Annotated in this window: 26 protein-coding genes; 15 read left to right on the top strand and 11 right to left on the bottom strand. The window is 43.3% G+C overall.

Annotated elements, in window-relative coordinates:
* The first annotated feature begins 86 nt into the window (after positions 1 to 86).
* Positions 87 to 740 carry a glutathione S-transferase family protein gene (locus tag F993_RS03705; protein ID WP_004656549.1) on the top strand — a complete coding sequence of 218 codons (654 nt, stop codon included), beginning with the start codon at positions 87 to 89 and terminating at the stop codon, positions 738 to 740.
* Positions 741 to 794: 54 nt separating this feature from the next.
* Here the strand turns inward: F993_RS03705 and F993_RS03710 are convergent, their stop codons facing one another.
* The 3 genes from F993_RS03710 to F993_RS03720 all read right to left on the bottom strand — a co-directional run bounded on the left by F993_RS03710 (position 795) and on the right by F993_RS03720 (position 4,568).
* A complete protein-coding gene (locus F993_RS03710) occupies positions 795 to 1,406 on the bottom strand; it encodes an SPOR domain-containing protein (protein WP_004656547.1) in 612 nt (203 codons plus the stop codon).
* 278 nt (positions 1,407 to 1,684) lie between these two features.
* Positions 1,685 to 3,475: an arginine--tRNA ligase gene (gene argS, locus F993_RS03715; RefSeq protein WP_004656545.1), complete on the bottom strand. Its 1,791-nt coding sequence runs from the start codon at positions 3,473 to 3,475 to the stop codon at positions 1,685 to 1,687.
* A gap of 172 nt (positions 3,476 to 3,647) precedes the next feature.
* Positions 3,648 to 4,568, bottom strand: a complete 921-nt coding sequence (locus F993_RS03720; protein ID WP_004656542.1) for a Dyp-type peroxidase — start codon at positions 4,566 to 4,568, stop codon at positions 3,648 to 3,650.
* 158 nt (positions 4,569 to 4,726) lie between these two features.
* Here F993_RS03720 and F993_RS03725 point away from each other — a divergent pair, with 158 nt between their 5' ends.
* Positions 4,727 to 5,353, top strand: coding sequence for a LysE family transporter (locus F993_RS03725; protein WP_004656541.1), 627 nt, complete (start codon positions 4,727 to 4,729; stop codon positions 5,351 to 5,353).
* A gap of 6 nt (positions 5,354 to 5,359) precedes the next feature.
* Here F993_RS03725 and znuB read toward each other — a convergent pair whose 3' ends face one another.
* Genes znuB through F993_RS03740 form a run of 3 tightly spaced genes read right to left on the bottom strand, consistent with a single transcriptional unit; the run spans position 5,360 to position 7,431 of the window.
* Positions 5,360 to 6,169 carry a zinc ABC transporter permease subunit ZnuB gene (znuB, locus tag F993_RS03730; protein ID WP_004656539.1) on the bottom strand — a complete coding sequence of 270 codons (810 nt, stop codon included), beginning with the start codon at positions 6,167 to 6,169 and terminating at the stop codon, positions 5,360 to 5,362.
* Between the two features lie 3 nt (positions 6,170 to 6,172).
* Entirely contained in the window at positions 6,173 to 6,961 is a 789-nt protein-coding gene (znuC, locus tag F993_RS03735) for a zinc ABC transporter ATP-binding protein ZnuC (RefSeq protein WP_004656536.1), read from the bottom strand.
* Positions 6,934 to 7,431, bottom strand: coding sequence for a transcriptional repressor (locus F993_RS03740; RefSeq protein ID WP_004656533.1), 498 nt, complete (start codon positions 7,429 to 7,431; stop codon positions 6,934 to 6,936). The genes znuC and F993_RS03740 overlap by 28 nt, the downstream gene beginning before the upstream one ends.
* A gap of 221 nt (positions 7,432 to 7,652) precedes the next feature.
* Here F993_RS03740 and F993_RS03745 point away from each other — a divergent pair, with 221 nt between their 5' ends.
* The 10 genes from F993_RS03745 (at position 7,653) to F993_RS03790 (ending at position 15,830) form a co-directional block, all read left to right on the top strand.
* Positions 7,653 to 8,492: a metal ABC transporter substrate-binding protein gene (locus F993_RS03745; RefSeq protein ID WP_004656532.1), complete on the top strand. Its 840-nt coding sequence runs from the start codon at positions 7,653 to 7,655 to the stop codon at positions 8,490 to 8,492.
* Positions 8,493 to 8,662: 170 nt separating this feature from the next.
* The gene (locus tag F993_RS03750; protein ID WP_004656529.1) at positions 8,663 to 9,061 is read left to right on the top strand and encodes an ATP synthase subunit I; all 399 of its coding nucleotides are present in this window, start codon (positions 8,663 to 8,665) and stop codon (positions 9,059 to 9,061) included.
* Positions 9,062 to 9,161: 100 nt separating this feature from the next.
* Positions 9,162 to 10,037 carry a F0F1 ATP synthase subunit A gene (atpB, locus tag F993_RS03755; protein WP_004656527.1) on the top strand — a complete coding sequence of 292 codons (876 nt, stop codon included), beginning with the start codon at positions 9,162 to 9,164 and terminating at the stop codon, positions 10,035 to 10,037.
* Positions 10,038 to 10,119: 82 nt separating this feature from the next.
* Positions 10,120 to 10,365 carry a F0F1 ATP synthase subunit C gene (atpE, locus tag F993_RS03760; RefSeq protein ID WP_000424060.1) on the top strand — a complete coding sequence of 82 codons (246 nt, stop codon included), beginning with the start codon at positions 10,120 to 10,122 and terminating at the stop codon, positions 10,363 to 10,365.
* Positions 10,366 to 10,404: 39 nt separating this feature from the next.
* Positions 10,405 to 10,875 carry a F0F1 ATP synthase subunit B gene (locus F993_RS03765; RefSeq protein WP_004656525.1) on the top strand — a complete coding sequence of 157 codons (471 nt, stop codon included), beginning with the start codon at positions 10,405 to 10,407 and terminating at the stop codon, positions 10,873 to 10,875.
* A gap of 11 nt (positions 10,876 to 10,886) precedes the next feature.
* Entirely contained in the window at positions 10,887 to 11,423 is a 537-nt protein-coding gene (locus F993_RS03770; RefSeq protein ID WP_004656524.1) for a F0F1 ATP synthase subunit delta, read from the top strand.
* 42 nt (positions 11,424 to 11,465) lie between these two features.
* Entirely contained in the window at positions 11,466 to 13,010 is a 1,545-nt protein-coding gene (gene atpA, locus F993_RS03775; protein WP_004656522.1) for a F0F1 ATP synthase subunit alpha, read from the top strand.
* A gap of 77 nt (positions 13,011 to 13,087) precedes the next feature.
* Positions 13,088 to 13,957: a F0F1 ATP synthase subunit gamma gene (atpG, locus tag F993_RS03780; RefSeq protein ID WP_004656519.1), complete on the top strand. Its 870-nt coding sequence runs from the start codon at positions 13,088 to 13,090 to the stop codon at positions 13,955 to 13,957.
* 30 nt (positions 13,958 to 13,987) lie between these two features.
* The gene (gene atpD / locus F993_RS03785) at positions 13,988 to 15,382 is read left to right on the top strand and encodes a F0F1 ATP synthase subunit beta (protein WP_004656517.1); all 1,395 of its coding nucleotides are present in this window, start codon (positions 13,988 to 13,990) and stop codon (positions 15,380 to 15,382) included.
* A 28-nt stretch (positions 15,383 to 15,410) separates the two neighbouring features.
* The gene (locus F993_RS03790) at positions 15,411 to 15,830 is read left to right on the top strand and encodes a F0F1 ATP synthase subunit epsilon (RefSeq protein WP_004656515.1); all 420 of its coding nucleotides are present in this window, start codon (positions 15,411 to 15,413) and stop codon (positions 15,828 to 15,830) included.
* 80 nt (positions 15,831 to 15,910) lie between these two features.
* Here F993_RS03790 and F993_RS03795 read toward each other — a convergent pair whose 3' ends face one another.
* The 5 genes from F993_RS03795 to F993_RS03815 form a co-directional block, all read right to left on the bottom strand.
* Positions 15,911 to 16,507, bottom strand: coding sequence for a hypothetical protein (locus F993_RS03795; protein WP_004656512.1), 597 nt, complete (start codon positions 16,505 to 16,507; stop codon positions 15,911 to 15,913).
* A 172-nt stretch (positions 16,508 to 16,679) separates the two neighbouring features.
* Positions 16,680 to 17,225, bottom strand: coding sequence for a glutathione peroxidase (locus F993_RS03800; protein ID WP_004656511.1), 546 nt, complete (start codon positions 17,223 to 17,225; stop codon positions 16,680 to 16,682).
* 118 nt (positions 17,226 to 17,343) lie between these two features.
* On the bottom strand, positions 17,344 to 18,117 hold the full coding sequence (locus tag F993_RS03805; protein WP_004656509.1) for an AraC family transcriptional regulator: 774 nt from the start codon (positions 18,115 to 18,117) through the stop codon (positions 17,344 to 17,346).
* A 14-nt stretch (positions 18,118 to 18,131) separates the two neighbouring features.
* Positions 18,132 to 19,346: an MFS transporter gene (locus F993_RS03810; RefSeq protein WP_004656507.1), complete on the bottom strand. Its 1,215-nt coding sequence runs from the start codon at positions 19,344 to 19,346 to the stop codon at positions 18,132 to 18,134.
* A gap of 297 nt (positions 19,347 to 19,643) precedes the next feature.
* Entirely contained in the window at positions 19,644 to 20,867 is a 1,224-nt protein-coding gene (locus F993_RS03815) for an MFS transporter (RefSeq protein ID WP_004656506.1), read from the bottom strand.
* A gap of 137 nt (positions 20,868 to 21,004) precedes the next feature.
* On the opposite strand from F993_RS03815, the gene F993_RS03820 reads away from it, so the two are divergent.
* The 3 genes from F993_RS03820 to F993_RS03830 all read left to right on the top strand — a co-directional run bounded on the left by F993_RS03820 (position 21,005) and on the right by F993_RS03830 (position 24,207).
* Positions 21,005 to 21,658, top strand: a complete 654-nt coding sequence (locus F993_RS03820; RefSeq protein WP_407637354.1) for a TetR/AcrR family transcriptional regulator — start codon at positions 21,005 to 21,007, stop codon at positions 21,656 to 21,658.
* A gap of 103 nt (positions 21,659 to 21,761) precedes the next feature.
* A complete protein-coding gene (locus F993_RS03825) occupies positions 21,762 to 22,676 on the top strand; it encodes a DMT family transporter (RefSeq protein WP_004656501.1) in 915 nt (304 codons plus the stop codon).
* A 352-nt stretch (positions 22,677 to 23,028) separates the two neighbouring features.
* Positions 23,029 to 24,207, top strand: coding sequence for a BMP family ABC transporter substrate-binding protein (locus F993_RS03830; protein ID WP_004656499.1), 1,179 nt, complete (start codon positions 23,029 to 23,031; stop codon positions 24,205 to 24,207).
* Positions 24,208 to 24,234: the final 27 nt, after the last annotated feature.

Here is a 24,234-nt window from a genome sequence, read left to right as displayed (position 1 = left end):
TATTGTGCTTGGGCAAAACATAATTCTAAGCGTAACTATGAGAGGGACTAAAACCATAGTTACGCAGCTAAAAAGCAGGCACAAAAATGATTACCTTACATTACCTACAATGTTCACGTTCTTTCCGTATCTTGTGGGCATTAGAAGAACTTGGTGTGGATTGCCAAGTTGAGTATTATCAAAGGTTAGCCAATTTCTCAGCACCAGACAGCCTCAAACAGATTCACCCGCTCGGTAAAGCGCCGATTTTGGTGGATGGTGAAGATGTCATTGTTGAATCTGCTGTCATCCTTGATTACTTGCAACAACAGTATGATCTTCAACACCAGTTTAAACCGCAACAACCTGCTGAGCAGCGTCAATATTCGTATTGGATGCATTATGCCGAGGGCTCATTGATGCCTTTATTGGTCATGACCTTGGTGATGAATAATGTCAGCAAACACGTTCCATGGGTCATTCGCCCCATTGCTGAAAAAATTAGTGATGGTGTCAAAGCGGGTTTTGTACGTCCACGGGTGAAAGAACATATTTTGTATCTTGAAGATTATCTGGCAAAACATGATTATTTTGCAGGTGATTTTTCATTTGCCGATATTCAAATGGCTTTTCCACTTATTGCCATCCAAAATCGTTTACATGGTAAATATCCAAACATTCAAGCCTTTGTCCAACGGATTCAGCAACGCCCAGCCTTCCAACGTGCCGAGCAAAGAACTTTGCATTCTCAATGCGCATAAATTTTTGAGCATAAAAAAGGGAACAATCAGTTCCCTTTTTTATGCTGAATTGATTTAGCGCTTAATCACAATTGAATCAATACCACTGTGTTGCAGGGTTTGTTGTGCTGCCAATGCTGACTCTTGGCTGTCATAAGGGCCAGAGAATACACGATACCACGTTTGACCATTTTCAACACTTTTCACCACATCTGCAGATAAACCATTCAGGATGATTTCTGCACGACGTGCGTCGGCACTGTCTGGGTCAGGGTAGCTGCGTACTTGTAGAATATAAGTTGCATGTGCAGGTGCGGCAGCTTGTTCACTTGGGGTGATGTCACTTGGATCTTCTGTTGTGGTGGTCTCAGGTTTTGGTGACTCAATAATGACCACATTGCCTTGAGGTTTGGCCTCAGGCACGGCTTGCTCCGGAATAGGGGTCACTTGTTGCTGAGGAAGTAAGTCATAAAAACGATAGTCTTTATTGGTGTTTTCTTCTTCATAATGTTCAGAGGTGACCTGATTTTTCGCAGGCACAGGCTGCCAAGGTTGCCAAAGCATGAGCATCACGGCAGCACATAGGATCGCGAGAATTGCGACAAGCATTCCTAACCACTTTGGAATAAGCGGTTTTTTAGGCTTGTTTGGTCGTTCAGATACACCACGTTGCGTTTTTCCAAACACCGGAAAATTCCTCTTGATCCTATTAGGTTATTTGTAACTTGAATCTGCTTAAAAACAAAGCATTATGTTTAAAAATAATGCTTTGTTTACCATATTGTTTAACAATGATGGCTTAAGTTTACATGTGTTTAAGCTCTGATTTACTGGTTGCCGTTTTACCTCAGGCATAGCCTTCGGTCTTGCGACGATGTGCAAAGCGTTACTTTGCTGTTTTATAGCCCACCTCAAGCATAGCTTTCGGTCTTGCAGCCATGTGTGAAGCTTTCGCTTCACTTTTTTTACATGGTCTCAGGAGCGGATACACCGAGTAATTCTAAACCATTACGCAAAACTTGCTGTACGTTGATTGAAAGTAATAAACGTGCTTGTGTCAGTGCTACATCATCACCCAATACTTTATGTTCGTTGTACCAAGCGTGGAATAGGGCAGCCAACTCTTTCAGATAGTTACCAATTTGGTGTGGTTCATAGGCATTGGCTGCACGGACTAAAATATCTGGATAAGCAGCAAGCTTAGATAAGATCTCGGTTTCAGCATCAAGTTCTAAACGATTAGCTTGTTTACGCGCCGCAACTGCATCAAAATTGATCCCCGTAGAAGCTGCTTTTTCTAACATACGGCAAATACGTGCATGGGCATATTGAATGTAGTACACCGCATTGTCTTTGCTTTGTGAAACGGCAAGATCAAGGTCAAAGTCGATGTGCTGTTCAGACTTACGCATGACATAGTAGAAACGTGCAGCATCATTACCTACTTCTTTACGTAGATCACGTAAAGTCACGAATTGACCTGAACGAGATGACATTTGTACCATCTCGCCACCACGCCACAAGCTCACGAACTGAACCAAAAGCACGGTCAGTTTCTTCGAGTCGTAACCCATAGCATCAATCGCTGCTTTGACACGTGAAATATAACCGTGGTGGTCTGAACCCCAAATATCAATCAGGTCGGTATAGCCGCGTTGTAGTTTATTCAAGTGATAAGCAATGTCAGAAGCAAAGTAAGTGGTTTGACCATTACGACGTTTCACCACACGGTCTTTTTCGTCACCAAATTCAGTTGATTTAAACCAGATGTTACCGTCCTTTTCATAGAGGTAGCCACGTTGGTCCAGAGTCTCAAGTGCTTCGTCAATTTTGTCGGTCAAGGAGTCTTCACTAAACCATTTGTCAAAGGTCACGCCAAAGTCAGCCAAGTCATCTTTGATATCATCCAAGATGGCATGTAACGCTGCTTGATGGAAAACACGGTAGTCAGCACCCAAGTGTTGTTGTGAGTTTGCGATCAAACCATCAATGTGCTTTTCTTTGTCGCCAGAAAGGACAACTTTGTTACCTTCTGCATCGAGTTCTTCAGCATATTGAACATCTTCTGGTACATCTTTATAAATGTCAGCAACAGCACGAACATGTGCATTGCCATCTTTATCAATAATTTCTTGTGCGATTTCTTTAACGTAGTCGCCTTGGTACGCATTTTTAGGGAAAACTAAAGTTTGTCCCGTCAATTCTAAATAACGTAAGTAGGTTGAAGTCGCCAAAATGTCCATTTGACGGCCTGCGTCATTGACATAGTATTCGCGATCAACTGTTGCACCTGTTGCTTCTAATAGATTCGCAACCGTCATGCCATACGCTGCGCCACGCCCATGTCCGACATGCAGACTTGAGGTTGGGTTGGCAGAGACAAACTCGACTTGGATTTTCTTAGCTGCATTGGCTTGGCTACGACCATAGTCATTTTTTTGTGCTTGGATTTGATCAAGCACTGCAAAGCGTTGGTCTGCATTTAAAAAGAAGTTAATAAAACCTGGACCTGCAATTTCTGCTTTGGTAATGTCAGCCACTTCTGGGAGGGCTGCCAAGATTTTTTCAGCAAGATCGCGTGGTTTCATGCCAGCCGCTTTTGAGCCGATCATGGCAATATTTGAAGCAAAGTCTCCGTGACTTCGGTCTTTGGTACGGGTTAAATGGCTCGTGTTGGTCCAATCGGAAGGAAGTACATCTTGCTGTTGCAGGGTTTGTACCGCATGATCGAGAGCTGCTTGTATTGCCGTATTCATAGTTACCGAAAATAAATGTCGCGGAAAAACGAACAATATAGCAAACTTTATCGGCTTAGGGGGAGTGGGATTGATCTGGAATTAACATATTCCTATAAAACTTTTTAAGTTCACGCTTTGGAGTTGTGTATTGAAGATGCTATACCTTTGATAGATATAGCATCTTGTTGTTTCAGTCTTCTAAAATCTGTTCTAATAATTCATCACTTGGTGCAAAATAATAAGCACCATCAATTGCAGTGGTAAAGTGCAATAAACGGTCATGAATACCATCACCTGTGGTGCCAAACATGCGTTTCAGCATTTCATCGATAATGCTTAAATTGTTGGTGTAGGCAACAAAGAATAAGCCTTGCTCGCCTTTACCATCGCCATAAGGCAAGCTGTGGCGCAAGATTTCCATTTCCTCACCTTCATCATCTTCCACGACGGTACGGGCAACATGCGAGTTCTTTGGTTTGATGTCATCATCCAGTTCAATCGATTCCAGTTTGGTCCGACCAAACACATGCTCTTGCGCATCAACTTTGAGTTGCTGCCATTTTGCTAGATCATGGATATAGCGTTGGGCAAAGATAAAGCTGCCATCAGCAAACGCCTCTGCCTCTTCGGGGAGTAGAGCGGTTTCAGCACGGTCGTCAGGGAACTGTGGGTTTTCAGTGCCATCAATGAAGCCAGTCATATCACGGCCGTCAAAGAAACGGAAACATGCGCGTTCGTCCAAGACCTCTACTTTATTCTGGATACCACTAAAGAAGGCTTGGCTCATGGCAAAGCAGATATCAGCGCGGGCACTGGCAATATGAATAAATACATCAGCGGGTACCACGGGCATCTGAAACGCACCCTGTTGTGGGTCGAGTTGCTTAAAGCCCTCAGGGGTTTGGGTATAAAGTTGTGCCCACAGTTCAGGACCAAATGCGATCGCTGTTTTGATTTGGTCATTCGGGTGTTGCGTGATCAAGCGGTCACGCGTCGAAAGTAGTGATTCAATCTGTTGTTTTAATTCAGCAATGCTTAAATCTTTTAAACGTAAAACAATAAAGCGAGCATGGTCGGAAGGTAATGGAAGAATGACAGATTGCGCAGTCATTAAAATCTCCTTAGTTATTTTTAAGGGGCAAAAAGAATAATTGTGCCTGATGTTATGAGGGCTGAGTAGCTTATTTGTTAAATTTTCTTGCCTAAAATATCATCGCGAGGCATTGATAAAACGGTATAATTCACCTTTTATGGTTCGACGTTGTTGCTATGGCTGTGCAGGTTTGGTTTGCTTTTATGTTGGCGTGCTGGGTGATTAGTGTCTCACCAGGAGCTGGCGCAATTGCCTCAATGTCGAGTGGGCTGAACTATGGTTTTCGACATGGTTATTGGAATGCGATTGGTTTGCAAGTCGCGTTGATCATTCAAATCATGATTGTTGCAGCGGGTGTTGGCGTCCTGTTTGCGACCACCCCTTGGGCTTTTCAGGTGGTAAAATGGTTTGGGGTGATCTATTTACTGTACTTGGCTTATACACAGTGGAAAGCACCGATTCAGCACATTGAGCTTCAACAGGAGCAGAATGATAAATCTGCCTTGGCTTTGGTGTTTAAAGGCTTTGTGGTGAATATGAGCAACCCCAAAGCAATCGTGTTTTTATTGGCTGTTTTGCCACAGTTTTTGGACTTGAATCGACCGCAATGGCTGCAATACTTCATCATGGCGATGACGATGGTGACGATTGATCTGATTGTCATGGCGGGCTATACCGGACTGGCATCGAAAGTATTGAGGCTGCTTCGCTCGCCGACACAGCAAAAATACCTAAATCGTGGTTTTGCGGTGATGTTTAGTTGTGCAGCCTTATTATTGAGTGCGATTCAGCAATCGGCCTAAACCTCGTTAGGCAGATTGTGACTGGCTTTTGAGTTTCTGTACGATAAAAATGGCAGCAAAACACAGTGCCATGCATAACACAATGCTTAAGCCAGTTGAAATATTCAACGCAGCACTTGACCATAAACCAACCGTAACGCCGAATTGTGCCAACACAAATGCCCAAACCACCATCTGTTTGGGAGAGTGCGCCAATAAGCGTGCGCTGAGTGCTGGAATCACCAGTAAAGCGCCCATCAATAATGAACCCACCGCACGTAAAGCCAGTACCGTAAACAATGCCAACAACAACATAAAGATCAGGCGTTGCCAATTGGCACTGACACCCTCACTCATGGCGATATCTGGATCAATCGCAATTTGAATCTGTGCTGACCAAGAGCGATACAATACGATCAAGGCTGCAATGATGACCACGGCAAACATCGGTAAATCAGACCATTCGATACTGAGTAAATCACCGAATAAATAGCTGAGCAATTCTGGACGCAAACTTGGCACTTGTTGAATTAACAGCAAGCCTGAGCAGAGTAAGGTCGCTGAGCTTAACGCGAGCAGCGCATCATTGGGTAGCCTTGAATCATGCAGTACCCACAGCAGCGCCACCAATAACAGGGCCAGACAGGCAACACCCAACCAGAATGGCAAATTCAGAATACCTGCAACCGCGACACCGAGTAAGGTGCCGTGTGCCATGGTATCGGCAAAAAAAGACATTCTGCGCCACAACATCAGGCAACCGAGTGGAGCGGTCAGGAAAACCAGCAATGACCCCATGATCCAAGCAGGTAGGAGGAGTTGTAACCATTCCATCATGGCTTAGACCTTTGGCTCTGGGTGAATGTGTGGACGAGGATCGTGCGAACATGGTTCGGCATGATCACTATGCCCACAGTGGTTGTGATGGTGTTGATAGAACATCCGTTGGGTGCCAAAAATGGCTTGGTATTCGGGATGTTGTTGAATACTTTCAGGCAAACCGCTGCAACAGATATGTTTGTTGAGGCAAACCACACGATGCGTACCTTGCATGACCCATTGTAAATCATGAGATACCATCAGGACGGCACATCCATAGCGTTCAGGTAAGCTGCGTACATATTCATACAGCTCAGCTTCGGATTGGATGTCCAGACCTTGCATCGGTTCATCCAAGACTAAAATGTCAGGCTGACGTAATAAAGCACGTGCCAGTAAAACCCGTTGCCGTTCACCACCTGAGAGCTGCTGTACTTTGGATGCCTGTAATTTTTGGATGCCCGTGTCGCTGATAATCTCTGCACGTAAATCGGCGCTGCAGATTTCAAGATCCAGTAAATCTTGTACTCGTAGAGGCAGACTGGCAGAAGGATTAAATTTCTGCGGCACATAGGCCAGTTTTAATTTTTTTGAAAAATGCACCTTGCCTTTATTCGGTGACATGATGCCAAGTAATACTTTAATTAAGGTTGATTTGCCTGCACCATTGGGACCAATCAGCGTCACAATCTCTTTTGCCTGCAAAGCAAAATCTACATTTCTCAAAATATCCCGTTCGTCACGTCGAACCGAGATTTTCTCCAACTGTATAAGCGGAGTGTTTACTGGCGGGTGCTGCACTGATGACATTTTCCAGAAATTTCAATAATGCTGTGTTGCGCTAAAAACTGGTCTGAGGCGGCAAGTTGGTCGAGTTGTTGAATCAAGCCTTGCGCAGAAGCCTCTTTGACAGAATGACATTCCGTACAGATCAGAAAAGCAGCTTGATGTCCTTCACGTGGATGACAACAAGGAATATAGGCATTGATCGAGGTTAGTCTGTGAATGAGGCCTTTTTCTAATAAAAAGTCTAAACTGCGGTATACCGTCGGTGGGGCAGCAGGGCGGTCTGCTTGACCTTTGATTTTCGCCAATAAATCATAAGCACCCATCGGGCCAGAGGCATTTAAAATGAGTTCAAGCACTTCTTTACGCAAAGGTGTCAGACGAGCGCCAGTCGCAGTACATAATAGTTCTGCTTCAGCAAGTCGCGCTTTAATATCGTGATGACCGTGAACACCATGTAAAGCATTGTCATGTTCATGTGAACAAGAACTCATAGATTGACCTCATTGTTTTTGTAGAACCTATTGATCTTTTACCGCGTCATAAAGGCTTATGACCTTCCAATAGACTCGCTATCATAACACGCAATTCAGGATAACTATCTATATATAGTTAAAGCCACATCTGTTCAGGCGACGAATCTCAAAAAATAGACATAGGCATTTTTTAACTTTTGTTATATTATAACATGCTTCGCTTTTTGAGTAATGCTGTGATGTCTCGCCTAATTGTTTTTGTCTTGTTTTCGATGTTAAGCACATGGGGCTGGACACAAAGCTTGGTGGTTTCAACACATCCAATTTATTTGATTGCCAAACAAGTGACAGACGGGGTGGAACAGCCTGTTTTGTTATTGAAAGATCAAAGTGGGCATGATGTGCAACTCACACCCGCTCATCGTAAAGCGATTCAAGAGGCTTCCTTGGTGATTTGGCTGGGTAAAGCACATGAAGCACCCTTAGAAAAAATGCTGAGCCAAAACCGTAAAGCGATTGCTTTATTGGATTCAGGCATTTTAACCGCTTTGCCACTACGTAATTTACGTGGTGTATCTATGGCCAACACCGTAGATAGTCATGTGTGGTTAGATCCGAATAATGCGGTTCGGATTGCTTTCTTTATTGCAACTTTGCGTTCACAGCAATATCCAGAAAATAAAGCCAAATATATGGCCAACGCGAAAGAATTCTCACAGCAAATGTTGCAAGCTTCACAACAATATGAAAGCTCGAATAAAGCTAAAAACTATTGGTCTTATCATGATGCTTATCAGTATCTAGAACGTGCCTTAAACTTGAAATTTTCGGGCGCATTGACGGATGATCCACATATTGCCCCAACAGCAGCTCAAATTAAGTACTTAAGAGACAATCGTCCGCAAAATAAAATGTGTCTATTGGCCGAAACGACAGCAAGTGCCAGTCAGTACCAAAAAATGAACCCAGTAGTTTTCCAGTCGGTCGATGAAAGTATGCGTGGCGAAGACAATTTTGTAACAGCGTGGCAAAAATTGGCTTCAAAAACCGATAAATGCGTAATAAGTGCACAAAATTGATCAAAAAAATAAAAATCAATTGACTCTATCGTCAAAAAATATGGTAACGAAAAAAGCAGACTTAAGTCGAGAAAAGATTGCATGTTCAGGGGTGTAACTCTATAATGCCTGCGATTCGAAACGATCATGATTAAAACTTGTCAAGCAGTTCTGCTGTAAGTGGGTAAAAAATGAGCCAAACTAGTCGCATGATTGACCGACGATTAGCAAAAGCTTTGGTCTTCTTACAAGCATGTATGATTCCTGTTGCCGCTTTGCTGGCATGGGCAATGAAAGATACAACTGCTGCTTTGAGTGCTGCGCTTGGGGCTTTGGTATGTTGGTTGGCACATTGTTATTTTGCTTGGCAGTCGTTTAGAACGGCAGGCGCAAGAGCATCAAAACAAGTCATGCTGAATATGTACCGAGGAATGCTCGGTAAGTTTGCGATTGTGATCGTGGGTTTTATATTAATTTTGAGCAATGTTAAACCGTTGTCACCGGTTGCATTGTTTTGTGGATTTATTCTCGTACAAGCGATGTCGTGGGTCGCACCATTTTGGGTGGCGCGTCTACAAAAACGAGAATAAGGCACATTTTGAGATTTTTGGAAGTAGAGGCGGGATCTTTGCCATCCGCTTGATTCGTTTCTACTTCTTTTTAATGATTGACATTGACCAGGTGTGATTTATGGCTGCTGAAGAACATGCCCTGACTTCGACCGAGTATATCAAGCATCACTTGACCAATATGACCTATGGCAAAATGCCTGACGGTACATGGAAATTGGCTGAGACTGCTGAAGAAGCTCATTCGATGGGGTTCACTGCAATTCACTTGGATTCAATGGGTTGGTCTATCGGACTTGGTGTGATTTTCTGTTTGTTGTTTTGGACAGTTGCGAAAGCTGCGAATGCAGGTGTTCCAACTAAATTCCAATCAGCAATTGAAATGATTATCGAGTTTGTTGACTCAAGTGTTCGTGATACTTTCCACGGCAAATCACGCTTAATTGCACCCTTGGCATTAACCATTTTCGTGTGGATTTTCCTCATGAACGCAATGGACTTAATCCCAGTTGACTGGATTCCGTATACAGCTCAATTGATTGGTGCAAACGTATTTGGCATGGACCCTCACCACGTTTACTTCAAGGTTGTTCCTTCTACTGACCCGAACATTACCCTTGGTATGTCGTTGTCTGTATTTGTTCTCATCTTGTTCTATAGTATTCGCGAGAAAGGGATCGGCGGTTTCGTCGGTGAATTGGCACTTAACCCATTCAACCCAAGTAACCCAGTTGCAAAAGCGTTATTGATTCCAGTGAACTTAATTTTGGAATTAGTAACTTTCCTTGCTCGTCCAGTTTCGTTAGCTCTACGACTGTTCGGTAACATGTATGCGGGTGAGTTGATCTTCATCTTGATCGCATTATTGCCGTTCTGGATCCAGTGGGCGTTATCTGTGCCTTGGGCTATCTTCCACATTCTCGTAATCACGCTGCAAGCATTTATCTTTATGATGCTGACCATCGTTTACTTGAGCATGGCAAGCGAAAAGCATTAATGGTATTGCCTGATTGTCACCTGACAGTTGGGCTTAAATTTTAGTTTAATTTGGTAATAACCTAACCTCTGAGGAATTTTTCATGGAACTCACTTTAGGTCTAGTTGCAATTGCATCTGCTATCTTGATCGCTTTCGGTGCTTTAGGTACTGCGATTGGTTTCGGTCTTTTAGGCGGTCGCTTCTTAGAAGCTGTTGCTCGTCAACCAGAATTGGCTCCACAACTTCAAACTCGTATGTTCTTAATCGCGGGTCTTCTTGATGCTGTGCCTATGATCGGTGTTGGTATTGGCTTGTTCTTCATCTTCGCTAATCCATTTGTAGGTTAATAGCTTAATTCCTAAATCCACATATTGAGGAATAGCGAAATGAATATCAACCTCACATTGATTGGCCAAGCAATTGCATTTGCGATCTTTGTCGCATTCTGCATGAAGTTTGTATGGCCTCCACTAATCAATGCGATTAGTGAGCGTCAGCGTAAAATCGCTGATGGCTTAAATGCTGCTGAAAAAGCAAAAGCTGACCTTGCTGATGCGCAAGCACAAGTTAAGGCAGAATTAGATGCAGCAAAAGCACAAGCGGCTCAATTGATCGAACAAGCGAACCGTCGTGCAGCACAATTGATCGAAGAAGCGCGTACCCAAGCATCTGCTGAAGGTGAGCGTATTCGTCAACAGGCGAAAGAAACTGTTGATCAAGACATCAATTCTGCTCGCGAAGAATTACGTCAACAAGTTGCTGCTTTGGCAGTTGCTGGCGCAGAAAAAATTCTGAACCAACAAGTTGACGCAGAAGCTCATAATGCCATGCTGAATCAGCTGGCTGCTAAACTTTAAGCGAGGCGAATATGGCTGAACTCTTGACGTTAGCACGCCCGTACGCCAAAGCAGCATTTGCTTATGCATCTGAGCAGAATGCAACTGACGCTTGGTCAAATGCGTTACAACTGCTCAGTGCTGCGGTGCAAGACGAAGCATTTTCCGCTTATTTAAATCGCCCTGAGCTGACTCCTGCGGAACAAGTAGGTCTTTTTGCCAAGGTTTTAGGTGAAGATCAGTCTCAATCAGTGTCAAATTTCTTGACTTTGCTTGCAGACAACGATCGTTTGGTTTTATTGCCTGAAATCGCAGCAGAATACGAATTACTTAAATCGCAGAACAACAACACATTGGAAGTAGAGATTGAATCTGCTTTCCCAATGGATGCGACACAAGAGCATATTTTAGCTCACGCGCTTGAAAAGCGTTTTAACAGAACAGTTCATGTCTCTGTTAACGTTAATCCAGCGTTAATCGCAGGTGTTGTGATTCGTGCAGGCGACCAAGTGATAGATGACTCTGCGCTTAACAAGCTTGAAAAAATGCGGACTCGTCTTCTTGCCTAACAGCAATAAGACTGAACTTAAAAAAGATTGAGGAATAGCGCAATGCAACAACTGAATCCATCCGAGATCAGTGCGCTCATTAAACAGCGTATCGGCGATCTGGACACCAGCGCGACCGCGAAGAATGAAGGTACCATCGTCATGGTATCTGACGGTATCGTGCGTATTCACGGTCTTGCAGATGCAATGTACGGTGAAATGATCGAATTCGACGGCGGCTTATTTGGTATGGCACTGAACCTAGAACAGGATTCAGTGGGTGCCGTTGTTTTAGGTAACTACCTAAGCCTGCAAGAAGGTCAAAAAGCTCGTTGTACAGGTCGTGTATTAGAAGTTCCGGTTGGTCCTGAACTTCTTGGCCGTGTCGTAGATGCTTTGGGTAACCCAATTGATGGTAAAGGCCCGATTGATGCAAAACTAACTGATGCTGTTGAAAAAGTAGCACCAGGTGTAATTTGGCGTCAGTCTGTCGACGAACCTGTTCAAACTGGTTATAAATCAGTTGATACCATGATCCCTGTAGGTCGTGGTCAGCGTGAGTTGATTATTGGTGACCGTCAAACTGGTAAAACAGCAATGGCGATCGATGCGATCATCGCTCAGAAAAACTCTGGCATTAAATGTGTATATGTTGCGATTGGTCAAAAACAATCAACAATTGCAAACGTTGTACGTAAGCTAGAAGAAACTGGTGCTATGGCGTATACCACTGTTGTCGCAGCTGCGGCCGCTGATCCTGCAGCAATGCAGTATTTAGCTCCGTACTCTGGCTGTACAATGGGTGAATACTTCCGTGACCGCGGTGAAGATGCGTTAATCATTTATGATGATTTGTCTAAGCAAGCTGTTGCTTACCGTCAAATTTCATTATTGTTACGTCGTCCACCAGGTCGTGAAGCGTATCCAGGTGACGTATTCTATCTTCACTCGCGTCTTCTTGAACGTGCTTCGCGCGTTTCAGCTGATTATGTTGAGAAGTTCACGAACGGTGCAGTAACTGGTCAAACTGGTTCTTTAACTGCATTACCGATCATTGAAACTCAAGCTGGTGACGTATCTGCATTCGTACCAACCAACGTAATTTCGATTACTGACGGTCAGATCTTCTTAGAAACATCATTATTCAACGCAGGTATTCGTCCTGCTGTGAACGCGGGTATCTCGGTATCACGTGTTGGTGGTTCAGCTCAAACGAAGATCATCAAAAAATTGTCTGGTGGTATCCGTACCGCTCTAGCGCAATACCGTGAATTGGCTGCGTTTGCTCAGTTCGCTTCTGATCTTGATGAAGCAACGCGTAAGCAACTTGAGCATGGTCAACGTGTAACTGAGTTAATGAAGCAAAAACAATATGCTCCATACTCAATTGCTGACCAAGCTGTTTCTGTATATGCATCTAACGAAGGCTACATGGCTGACGTAGAAGTGAAGAAAATCGTAGACTTTGATGCTGCGTTAATCTCTTACTTCCGTTCTGAACATGCTGCGTTAATGCAACAGATCGATGAAACTGGTGATTACAACAAAGACATCGAAGCAGCGTTCAAAGCAGGTATTGAGAGCTTCAAAGCGACTCAAACTTACTAAGTTTATCTTTAGTTAAGTTTGGTTCACGGATCAACCTTCGGAAGCTCGAAAGAGCTTTCGAATACTAGGTTAAGCGTATGGCAAATTTAAAAGAAATTCGCGCCAAAGTAGCTAGTATCAAGAGCACGCAAAAGATTACTCGCGCGATGCAAATGGTAGCTGCTTCGAAAATGCGTCGTGCGCAAGAGCGCATGGCTCAGGGCCGTCCGTATGCCGATAATATGCGCCGTGTAATTGCTCACTTGGTCCAAGCAAACCCTGAATATAAACACCGTTATATGGTTGAACGCCCAGTTAAGCGCGTTGGCTATATCGTAGTGTCTTCAGATCGTGGTTTGGCAGGTGGCTTGAACATTAACTTGTTCAAGAAAGTTGTGCAGCATGTCAAAGCACAACAACAGCAGTCAATTGAAGTTGAATTTGCTTTGATTGGTCAAAAAGCGGTTTCGTTTTTTAAGAATTACGGCGGTAAAGTGCTTGGTGCAACGACCCAACTTGGCGATGCGCCGAGTTTGGAACAGTTAACAGGCTCAGTACAGGTTATGCTTGATGCATTTGATAAGGGCGAATTAGATCGTATCTACCTCGTGTCAAATGGCTTCGTCAATGCAATGACTCAGCAGCCTAAAGTTGAACAACTTGTTCCTTTAGCATCGGCAGAAGAAGGCGATGACCTCAACCGTACTTATGGTTGGGACTATCTCTACGAACCAGAAGCAGAAGAATTGTTAAATGGTTTGTTGGTTCGCTATATCGAGTCTATGGTTTATCAAGGTGTGATTGAAAACGTTGCATGTGAGCAGTCAGCTCGTATGGTCGCGATGAAAGCAGCGACAGACAACGCAGGACAATTGATTAAAGACCTACAGCTCATTTACAACAAGCTGCGTCAAGCCGCGATTACTCAGGAAATTTCCGAGATCGTTGGCGGTGCCGCTGCCGTTTAACATTATTAAGTTTGAATTGAGGAGACAGCAATGAGTAGCGGTCGTATCATTCAGATCATCGGCGCGGTTATCGACGTCGAGTTTGAGCGCAATAGCGTTCCTAAGATCTATGACGCTCTCCAAGTTGACGGTACTGAAACTACATTAGAAGTTCAGCAACAGCTTGGCGATGGTGTTGTTCGTACCATCGCAATGGGTTCTACAGAAGGTCTTAAACGTGGCCTAAATGTAACCAGCACAAATGCACCGATTTCTGTTCCAGTAGGTCCTGCTACGCTTGGTCGTATCATGGACGTTTTGGGTCGCCCAATTGATGAAGCGGGTCCTGTAGCGACTGAAGAGCGTTTGCCGATTCACCGTCAAGCACCTTCTTATGCTGAACAAGCAGCTTCGACTGATCTTTTAGAAACTGGTATTAAAGTCATCGACTTACTTTGCCCGTTCGCGAAAGGTGGTAAAGTTGGTCTGTTCGGTGGTGCCGGTGTTGGTAAAACCGTTAACATGATGGAGTTGATCAACAACATCGCGAAAGCTCACTCAGGTTTATCTGTGTTTGCTGGTGTTGGTGAGCGTACTCGTGAAGGTAACGACTTCTATCACGAAATGAAAGATTCTAACGTTCTTGACAAAGTAGCAATGGTCTACGGTCAGATGAACGAGCCACCAGGTAACCGTTTACGCGTAGCGTTGACTGGTTTGACCATGGCTGAATACTTCCGTGATCAAAAAGACGAAAATGGTAAAGGTCGTGACGTATTATTATTCGTCGACAACATCTACCGTTATACACTTGCAGGTACTGAAGTATCAGCATTGTTAGGTCGTATGCCATCTGCAGTAGGTTACCAACCGACACTTGCAGAGGAAATGGGTGTTCTTCAAGAGCGTATTACGTCGACTAAATCTGGTTCGATCACATCGATCCAAGCAGTATACGTACCTGCCGATGACTTAACAGATCCATCGCCTGCAACAACGTTTGCTCACTTAGATGCTACTGTTGTATTGAGCCGTGACATCGCATCTTCTGGTATTTATCCAGCGATCGATCCACTTGACTCAACTTCACGTCAGTTAGATCCATTGGTTGTTGGTGCTGAGCATTATGAAATTGCACGTTCTGTACAGAACGTATTGCAACGTTATAAAGAGCTTAAAGACATCATCGCAATCTTGGGTATGGACGAGTTAGCTGAAGAAGATAAATTGGTTGTTTACCGTGCGCGTAAAATCCAACGTTTCTTCTCTCAACCGTTCCACGTCGCTGAAGTATTTACGGGTGCGCCTGGTAAATTAGTACCACTTAAAGAAACGATTCGTGGCTTTAAAGGTCTATTAGCTGGTGAATACGACCACATTCCAGAACAAGCGTTCTATATGGTTGGTGGTATTGACGAAGTGATTGCTAAAGCCGAGAAACTTTAATTAGCAACTCTAATTTAAGGAGATTCTCATGGCGACGATGCAATGTGACGTTGTAAGTGTGAAAGAGTCGATTTACTCTGGACAAGTTACGATGTTAATCGCAAAAGGTGCGGGCGGTGAGCTTGGTATTTTACCAGGACATGCGCCACTCGTAACTTTACTCCAACCGGGTCCGATCCGTGTTCAGTTGGAAAATGGTACAGAAGAAATCGTGTATGTATCTGGCGGTGTGTTAGAAGTTCAGCCTCATGTTGTGACCGTGCTTGCAGATACTGCAATCCGTGCTGACAACTTAGATGAAGTGGCAATTATGGAAGCTCGTAAACAAGCTGAACAATTGCTCGCAAATCAAAAGAGTGATCTGGATTCTGCTGCTGCGCTTGCTTCGCTTGCAGAAACTGCAGCTCAGCTTGAAACGATTCGTAAAATCAAAAACCGCGCACTTTAATTATTGCAGGTTCGAGATTGAAAAAAGCCACCGTCAGGTGGCTTTTTTTATGATGAATCGAAAATTAGAATAAATGATCTTTAAGCATTTGAATCCGTTTTATCACCCAATACCAAGGTCGCCAGCTTGACCATATCCATTTGAATGCTATTAAACTGTTTCTCGATCTTGGCAAAATCAATTTTTGAAAGATCAGTTTGACCGTGTAATAAGGGCATATTTAACAGCTGTTGATTGGCAGCCAATAAGTTTTGACGAATTTGATCGACTTCATCACTTTTTAAATTCAAGGACAATAAAGCATCGTGCAGCTTATGCAGTTCTTGATTCAACTCACCCGTGGTGCTTTGTAGTTGTTGCACATTTTTATCTTGGATCGCCTGTTCCAAATTACTTTGTGATTGCTTGAGCAAGGTGACATAGTCATCGGTTTCAATCTGTAATTTGGCAATATCACGGGCGATATTCAACACATTGCCACGGCTTAGGGTTTGAGTGTCTGGAGGCGCTGCGGCTTCTAATTGCTCATCTTCGGTCTGGGTCAGGTTTTGTTCGACCTCAGCCGTTGATTCTGCTCCTTCATTGTCCTGAGGTGTTTGATCACAACCGGCCAGTATTAAAGCTGTGGCAAGTGTGGATACGGAAAGAATGGCTTTGATAGAGAATTTTTCCACCATGGCTGAACGACACCAGATTACAAGAAGAGGGTCACTATAATGAGAAACTATGGAGAAAAAACTGATTTTTGCAAATTAGCAACAGTTTGGATGAGGTACTGGAATTGAAAGCATTTTTTACTTTACATAGAAAAGAACAGATCAACTGCTCTTTTCTATTTGTTTAGCAAAATTATTTCGCTAATTCAGCTTCAATCGCATCGATGATACGTGCGTCATCGGCAGTGATATCCGGTGCAAAACGAGCAACAATTTCACCATTCTTATTCACCAAGAATTTTTCAAAATTCCATAACACTTCTGGTGGGTTATTTGGGGTTAAACCATAATCAACCAAGTCTTTCCACCATGGACCTTCACCAATACGCTCTGGAATAGCCTGCGTCAGGGTTTGATACAAGGCATGTTTGTCGTCGCCTGCAACCGAGATTTTGGCGAAAAGAGGGAAGTGCACATCATAATTCAGTGAACAGAACTGTTGAATCTCGTCATTGGTTCCTGGTTCTTGTTCTAAGAAGTTATTCGCTGGGAAGCCCAGAATTTCTAAGCCTTGGTCTTTCTTGGCTTGATACAGTTTTTCTAAACCTTCATATTGTGGTGTTAAACCACACTTTGATGCCACGTTAACGATAAGCAAAACTTTGCCTTGATATTGATCGAGATCGACTTCTTGACCTTGAATGTCCTTAACGGGAATGTGATAAACCGATTGGCTCATAAGATATGTCCTAATTTGTTGTTGTGACAAGACCTGTTTGTTTTAACTGCTATTGCGGTAGAGTGCAATGCTCTTGATATGAATCCATACAAATAATCAGAAAAACCAAGCCTTTATTTCAGAGAGAAGCATTTTTAAGTTGAATGGGGGTTTGTCCCGTATAGCGTTTAAAAAACTCAATAAAGCTGGAGCTGTGGTGATAGCCCAAAGCAAAAGACAACTGTTTAATGGTCATCCCTTGGCGGATTTGGTTGATGGCAAAAATAATCTTGGCGCGATTACGCCATTCTGACAGCGACAGTTGTAACTCTTGTTGACTCAGACGTAGAACGTGCCGCTCGCTCACCGTAAAATTCTGTAATACCTGCTGTAAACTGCTATTAAATAATTCAGGATCAGACAGCTTTTCTAAGATTGGCGCTAAAATCGGGTGGCTGCTTTGGGGCAAATAATGTGAATAGGCAGGTGCCTGCTTGAGTTGATCGAATAAAACTTGAAGCAGGTGTTCAAGGTATTCAGGTGCAGTAACCTGTTTTTGCTGCTCTAAGATTTGCAGCACTAAGACCCGAAAAAACGGTTCAATACTAAAACAGCGACAACTATCCCCTAAAAAATCACCAAACTTAGGATGCAGACGAATACAGATATAGTGAATTTCGTGCTCAACGGGCAATGATTGATGTTCGGTTCGTGGCGGTAACCACAACCCATAACTCGGTGGTGAGAGGTAGTATTGACCTTCAATATCAAATTCTAAAGTCCCATTCAAACTAAAATTGAAATCACCCCAAAGTGAAGAATGCGGTGTGACAATATCATCCTTTTGATATAGAAATTCATGGACTTCTATACCGTGTAAAAAGGGAAATTGTTCAGCAACATCATGCTTCATTTGAGGGGCCCATTTTAGTTTTCGTAGGTCACTTTAGGATTGTTTAGGCCTTTGGCCAAAGTAAAGATACTAATCAATGCCAAGGCAACAAAACTGATTACACCATAAATTAAGATATTTTCATTGAAATGATCAACCACATAACCACCGAGTAGTGAACCTGTGGCAATCATCACTTGGAACATCCCCACGAATAGAGGCATGCCTTTTTCCACCGCGTGAGGTGCATGCACAAACATCCAAATATTGGCTGAGGTCGGGAAAGCACCAAAAGCGAAGCCCCATAAAGCAGTCAATACAATTGCCCCAAACTGGTGAGTCGCGAAAATTGGGAAGCCGAAGAATACGATGGCAAAACAGATCCCAACAAAGGCGAGGGTATAGCGCACATTTAAATTGCCGCTATAGCCAGCAAAGGCATTACCAAAAATACCTGCAATACCATACAGTAACAGTAATGAACCAATGGTGGTGCCATCAAAGCCAGCAATATTCTTAAAGAACGGTGCTAAATAGCTATAGGCACAGAAGTGAGCAAGACCAATTAACAGAACAATCAGCATCCCACTACGTGCTTTGGGGGTACGGAGTAAGGCCGGTAGGTCACGTAAATGAATGGCTGACTCAGGTTTCAGCGCAGGTAAGAAAATCAGTTGCAGCACCAACACGACCAAACCGATTGCAGCGGTAATTCCAAAGGCACTGCGCCAACCATAGAATTCACTGAGCCAAGTGCCGATTGGAACCCCTAAAACAGTGGCAAAGGTCACCCCAGCCATCACAATGGCGGTCGCTTTGGCAATGGGTAAATGTGCTGGTGCAAGTTTGCCACTGAGCGCGATGGCGGTGGCCCAGAAACCACCAATTGAAATCCCGAGTACCAAACGGCTGAGCAATAATACATTGAAGCTATCTGCAAAAGCGGTAATGGTATTGGCAATCACCATAATTGCAGTCAACAGGATCAACACATAGCGACGATCCAGCTGTTTCACGGAAATTGGTAGTAAGGGTGCGGCAATCGCAGCCATCACCCCAGGTAGGGTAATGATTAAGCCTGCAGTCCCGACGGAAATATTTAAGTCCGCCGCGACACTATTGAGGACGCCCACAGGTAAGAATTCACTGGTAACTAATGCAAAGGCAGCAACAGCGACAGCTAAAATTGCATACCAGCTTCCTTGTGTGGTTTCAGTGGGTCGTGTGTCTGAAGAGGTGGATTGTTCCATAAGAATTTCCTTATTTGTCAGTTGGATGACAAAAGGGTGGAGAATAAATTAAATTTTTATAACGATCGCTATAAAATAAAATAGTAGATAAATATAACGCCGTCAAATATTTTTATAGTGATCATTATGAAAATATCTGTAAGGCTTATTATAAATTTGTATGGTTGGGATCATTGGTACTGGAACAGAAAGCGATCCATACGGTCGCCTTAACTTGTTGTTGTATAGCAGCGACCATTGATCACAGATGAAGCCCATCTCAACCTAAAATAGCTGTGTCGGTCATCTCGACTTGTATCATTGCTTTTGATCATGGCTTTTGGGATTGTTCAGACCGCGTGCCAGTGTAAAGATCAACACCAGAGAACAGAGGACCAATGGCAGCATGGCGAAAAATAACACCGTACCATTAAAATAATCCACGATAATGCCGCCAAACATACTGCCCAACGCAATCAGGATTAAAAAGGTCAATGTCACCATTGGCATACCTTTTTCAACAGCTTCAGGGGCATGGGTAAACATCCAGATGTTGACTGCGGTTGGGATAATGCCATAAGCGAAGCCCCATAAAGCCGTCAATATGATTGCAGAGCTGACCTGTGCTCCAGACAGCGGCAGGAACAAAAAAGCAAAGAAGAAGGTAATACCACTGACTGCGAAGGTATAACGAATATTCTTCTGACCCAGATAGCCTGCAAAAATATTGCCAAAAATCCCTGCAATCCCATAGACCAGCAGTAAGCGACTAATCAAACCGTCAGAGAAGTCCAATTGATGCTTAAAAAAGGCAGAAAAATAACTATACGCCGCAAAATGTGCAAAACCCATAAAAATAAAGATGATCAAGCCTTTACGTGCAGCAGGATGTTGCAATAGGATCGGGAGTTCTTTCCAGCGTAGCGAAGAAGCTGGCTTGAGCTGAGGCAGATATAGATACTGGAAGATAAACAGAACTATCCCCATCAATGAAATCGCCGTGAAAGAGGTTTGCCAACCATTATACTGAGCCAACCATGTGCCCATCGGAACACCCAATACACTGGCCAAGGTGACGCCGAAGGCCACCCAAGCCGTTGCCTTGGCAATCGGTAAATGAGGTGGCGCAAGACGACCGCTTAAGGCAACCGCAGTGGCCCAGAATCCGCCAACGGCAACGCCCAAAATGATACGTCCGACTAACAGCAGGATAAAGTTAGGCGCAAATGCTGTAAGCAGATTGGCAACAATCATCAGCAGCGTGAGCATCAGTAATAGAGTACGCCGATCCAGTGTCTTTGCCGAAATTGGAATCAGCACTGCAGCAAACATGCCGACGATTGCGGTCAATGAAACGGTTAGACCTGCTGTTCCTACAGAGACTTGAAAGTCCCGTGCGATGTCATTGAGTACACCAATCGCAAGAAACTCACCTGTGACCAAGGCAAAGGCGCTGAAGGTAACAGAGAGCAATGCGAGCCAGTTTCCTTGCGAACGGTTTGACTCCAGTGAGCTGATGTCAGTTGCAGATGGATTTTCCATAAAAATTCCCTTTATTGTTAGTTAGATAACAATAAAATTGAAAAATATTAATTTTTTATAACGATCGATATAAAATAAAATAGTTGATTAATGTTGCTGCGTCAATTAATTTGATAGTGATCGTTATGAAAATACCTGTGACTATTATGACAAATGCACCTGATCCTCTGCCAACACCCTGTGATGACAGCTTGAAAAAGAAGCGTGGTCGTCCGAAGTGTTTTGACGAGCAGCAGGCTTTGGAAAAAGCCATGTTGTTATTTTGGGAGCATGGTTATGAAGCCACGTCGATCAGTGATTTAACACAAGCGTTAGAGCTGACTGCGCCAAGCTTATATAGTAGCTTTGGTGATAAAGCGGGGCTGTTTTATAAATGCATCGATTATTATTTGGCGCATGAAGCTTGTCCGATTGTGCCTATTTTTTTAGAAGCCAAAACCGCCAAAGTTGCATTTGAGCTTTATTTATATGACAACGTCAAACGTTTAGCGCAACCCAATAAACCAGCAGGCTGTATGTTGGTGGTTGCCACCATGAACTGCTCGGACAATGCACAGGCGGTGCAACACAACATTCTGGAAAAGCGTTTGCAGACCAAGAAAAAACTGTTTGAGCGTTTAGAGCAGGGGGTTGCCAACGGGGATTTGCCAGCAACAGCGCCTTTACAAGAAATGACAGACTTCTATGCAACGGTTGTGCAAGGTTTGACTATTCAGGCACGAGATGGGGCAACGGTTGAACAATTGCATAAAGTGGTTGAACATGCGATGCGTGCTTGGGAGCTATTCTAAGCAGTGATGTCGTGACTGCGATATAAATGTCTGAAATACGATATTTCAATTATTTTGGACATCTACCACAATACTCCCATTGCTGAGATATGGTGAGGAAATGATGGGTCAGTTAAGTAAATACCAGAAATGGGCTTTTGTTTTGCCCTTGATTGCGGTATTGATTTGGTCGCTGAATATTGCCGTGACCCGCTATGTGGCGGACTATATTTCACCTGTTAGTATCAGTTTTTATCGCTGGTTTGTTGCCTTTCTTATTTTAACCCCGTTTATGCTACCGAAAGTATGGAAACAGCGCAGTTTAATTGTGCCATACCTGCCTAAATTAGCGGTGTTGAGTGCTTTTGGGATGGTGTTGTATCAAGGTCTTTCTTATACCGCAGCGCATTATACCACCGCAACCAATATGGGCATTGTGAATGCCTTTGTCCCGATATTTACCATTTTTATCTCTTATTTCATTTTAAAAGATGCACCAAACCGTTTTGCGATTTTTGGCAGTCTGTTGTCCTTTGCTGGCTTGATCTATGTCATGAGCCAAGGGCATATTTCCAGTTTGTTTGCACAGGGCGGACATTGGGGCGATGCGGTGATGGTACTCGCTGTCGGGTTCTATGCCTTTTATGGGGTTTTTCTAAAAAAATGGCAGCTGCAATTGCCATTGCTGACCAGTCTATATGTACAAATTGCGTTTGCATTGTTGTATCACCTCCCATTCTTGCTCTGGTTTGGCCTAGATGGGATTAATGCTGAAAATGCAGCCAGTGTTTTCTATGCAGGGGTGTTTCCATCGCTGATTGCACCTTTATTATGGATGGTGGCGGTACAGGCGATTGGCCCAAACCGTACCAGTATTTTTATGAATTTAATGCCTGTATTTACCGCAATTATTGCCAGCCTGTGGTTGTCGGAACATTGGACTGTTTATCACAGCATTGGTGGGATCATGATTCTGATCGGTATTGTCATGGCACAGAAGAAAACTCCTGCAAAGGTAGCGCAGTTACTTCGGAATTAGAAATACGATTTTGAAGCAGGTGTGGGTCCTAGATGTTCCACACTTGTGCAAAATAATTATCACGATCAAGAAATTACTTTTTGGAGCGATTATTGCGCCGTAAGAGAAAGTAGCGGTTGCTAAAAAATTTTATTTTAACAATTTGATTATTATGAATTTTATTTTTAATTTAAAGAATGATCTATTTTAATTTTTGTATAACCTTTATTTAAAAATGATCAATTAAAAATATTAAACTGAATGTTGGCGCAAACGTTGCATTTTACCTCTATGTATTCTGGAAAATAGATCATTGTGATTCGAGCAATTTTATTTTCTGGCGTTTATACCATAACAAAATTGGGGTAATGCGATGCCTATTGAAATGAACAAAAATCCAAATACGTTACACGATCAAAGCCCGCAGGGTTTATTTTCAAAATTATTCTCAAAATTTAAAAAGACCGCATTTTGTGCGGCTAGTAGTGGTTTACTCACCGTAGGGGCTCTATCGACAACAGCAACAATGGTGACTGCAGCTTATGCGGCTGATCCACTCAAAGCAGCTTTTGTTTATATTGGTCCGCCAGGTGATCATGGCTGGACATATGCACATGACCAATCTCGCATTCGCACCGAAAAAGATCTGAAAGGAGCAGTAAAAACGACCTTTGTTGCCAATGTGCCTGAAACAGGAGATGCGGAGCGAGTATTTCGTAATCTAGCACAGCAAGGCAATAAAGTGATCTTCGGAACGTCATTTGGCTATATGAATGCGATGGAAAAAGTTTCACGTACTTATCCGAATACCGTATTTATGCATGCGACGGGCTATAAGTCTGGTAAGAATATGGGTAACTACAATATCCGTACCTATCAAGGGGCGTATTTAATGGGTGTATTGGCGGGAAGCAAAAGTAAGACCAATAAAATTGGCTTTGTTGGTTCTTATCCCATTCCAGAAGTAGTGCGTAATATCAATGCATTTACCATTGGCGCGCGTAGTGTTAATCCAAAAATCACGACACAGGTGGTTTGGGTTAGTTCATGGTTTGATCCGGGTAAAGAACGTGATGCCGCATTGGCTTTGATTTCACAAGGCTGTGATGTGTTATTACAAAATACTGATTCGCCAGCAGTTGTTCAGGCAGCCAAACAAAAAGGTGTTTGGGGATTAGGTTGGAACTCAGATATGGGTAAATTTGGTGGCGATGCACAATTGGGTGCTGCGGTACTACATTGGGATCCGATTTACGACAAAGTGCTAAAAGATGTTGCTGCGAAAAAATGGAGAAATGCACCGATCTACTATGGTGTTAAAGAAGGTACGATCAATGTTGAAAATATTGGAACAGCGGTCTCTGCGGATGCCAAAAAGATGGTATTAGCTCGTCGTGATGCGATTAAAGCAGGCAAATTGAATCCATTTGCAGGCCCTTTATATACACAGGTAGGTAAAGAATTTGTCAAGGCGGGCAGTGTTTATACCGAAGCGCAACTCGACAAAATGAACTTCTATGTACAAGGTGTGCAAGGTGTATTGCCAAAATAAAAATTGGCTAAAGTGGTTTAAGTTATA

The organism is Acinetobacter proteolyticus (genome assembly GCF_000367945.1).
Lineage (GTDB): Bacteria > Pseudomonadota > Gammaproteobacteria > Pseudomonadales > Moraxellaceae > Acinetobacter > Acinetobacter proteolyticus.
Note: the sequence above shows the minus strand (reverse complement) of the source record. Positions and strands in the feature narration are given on the sequence as shown.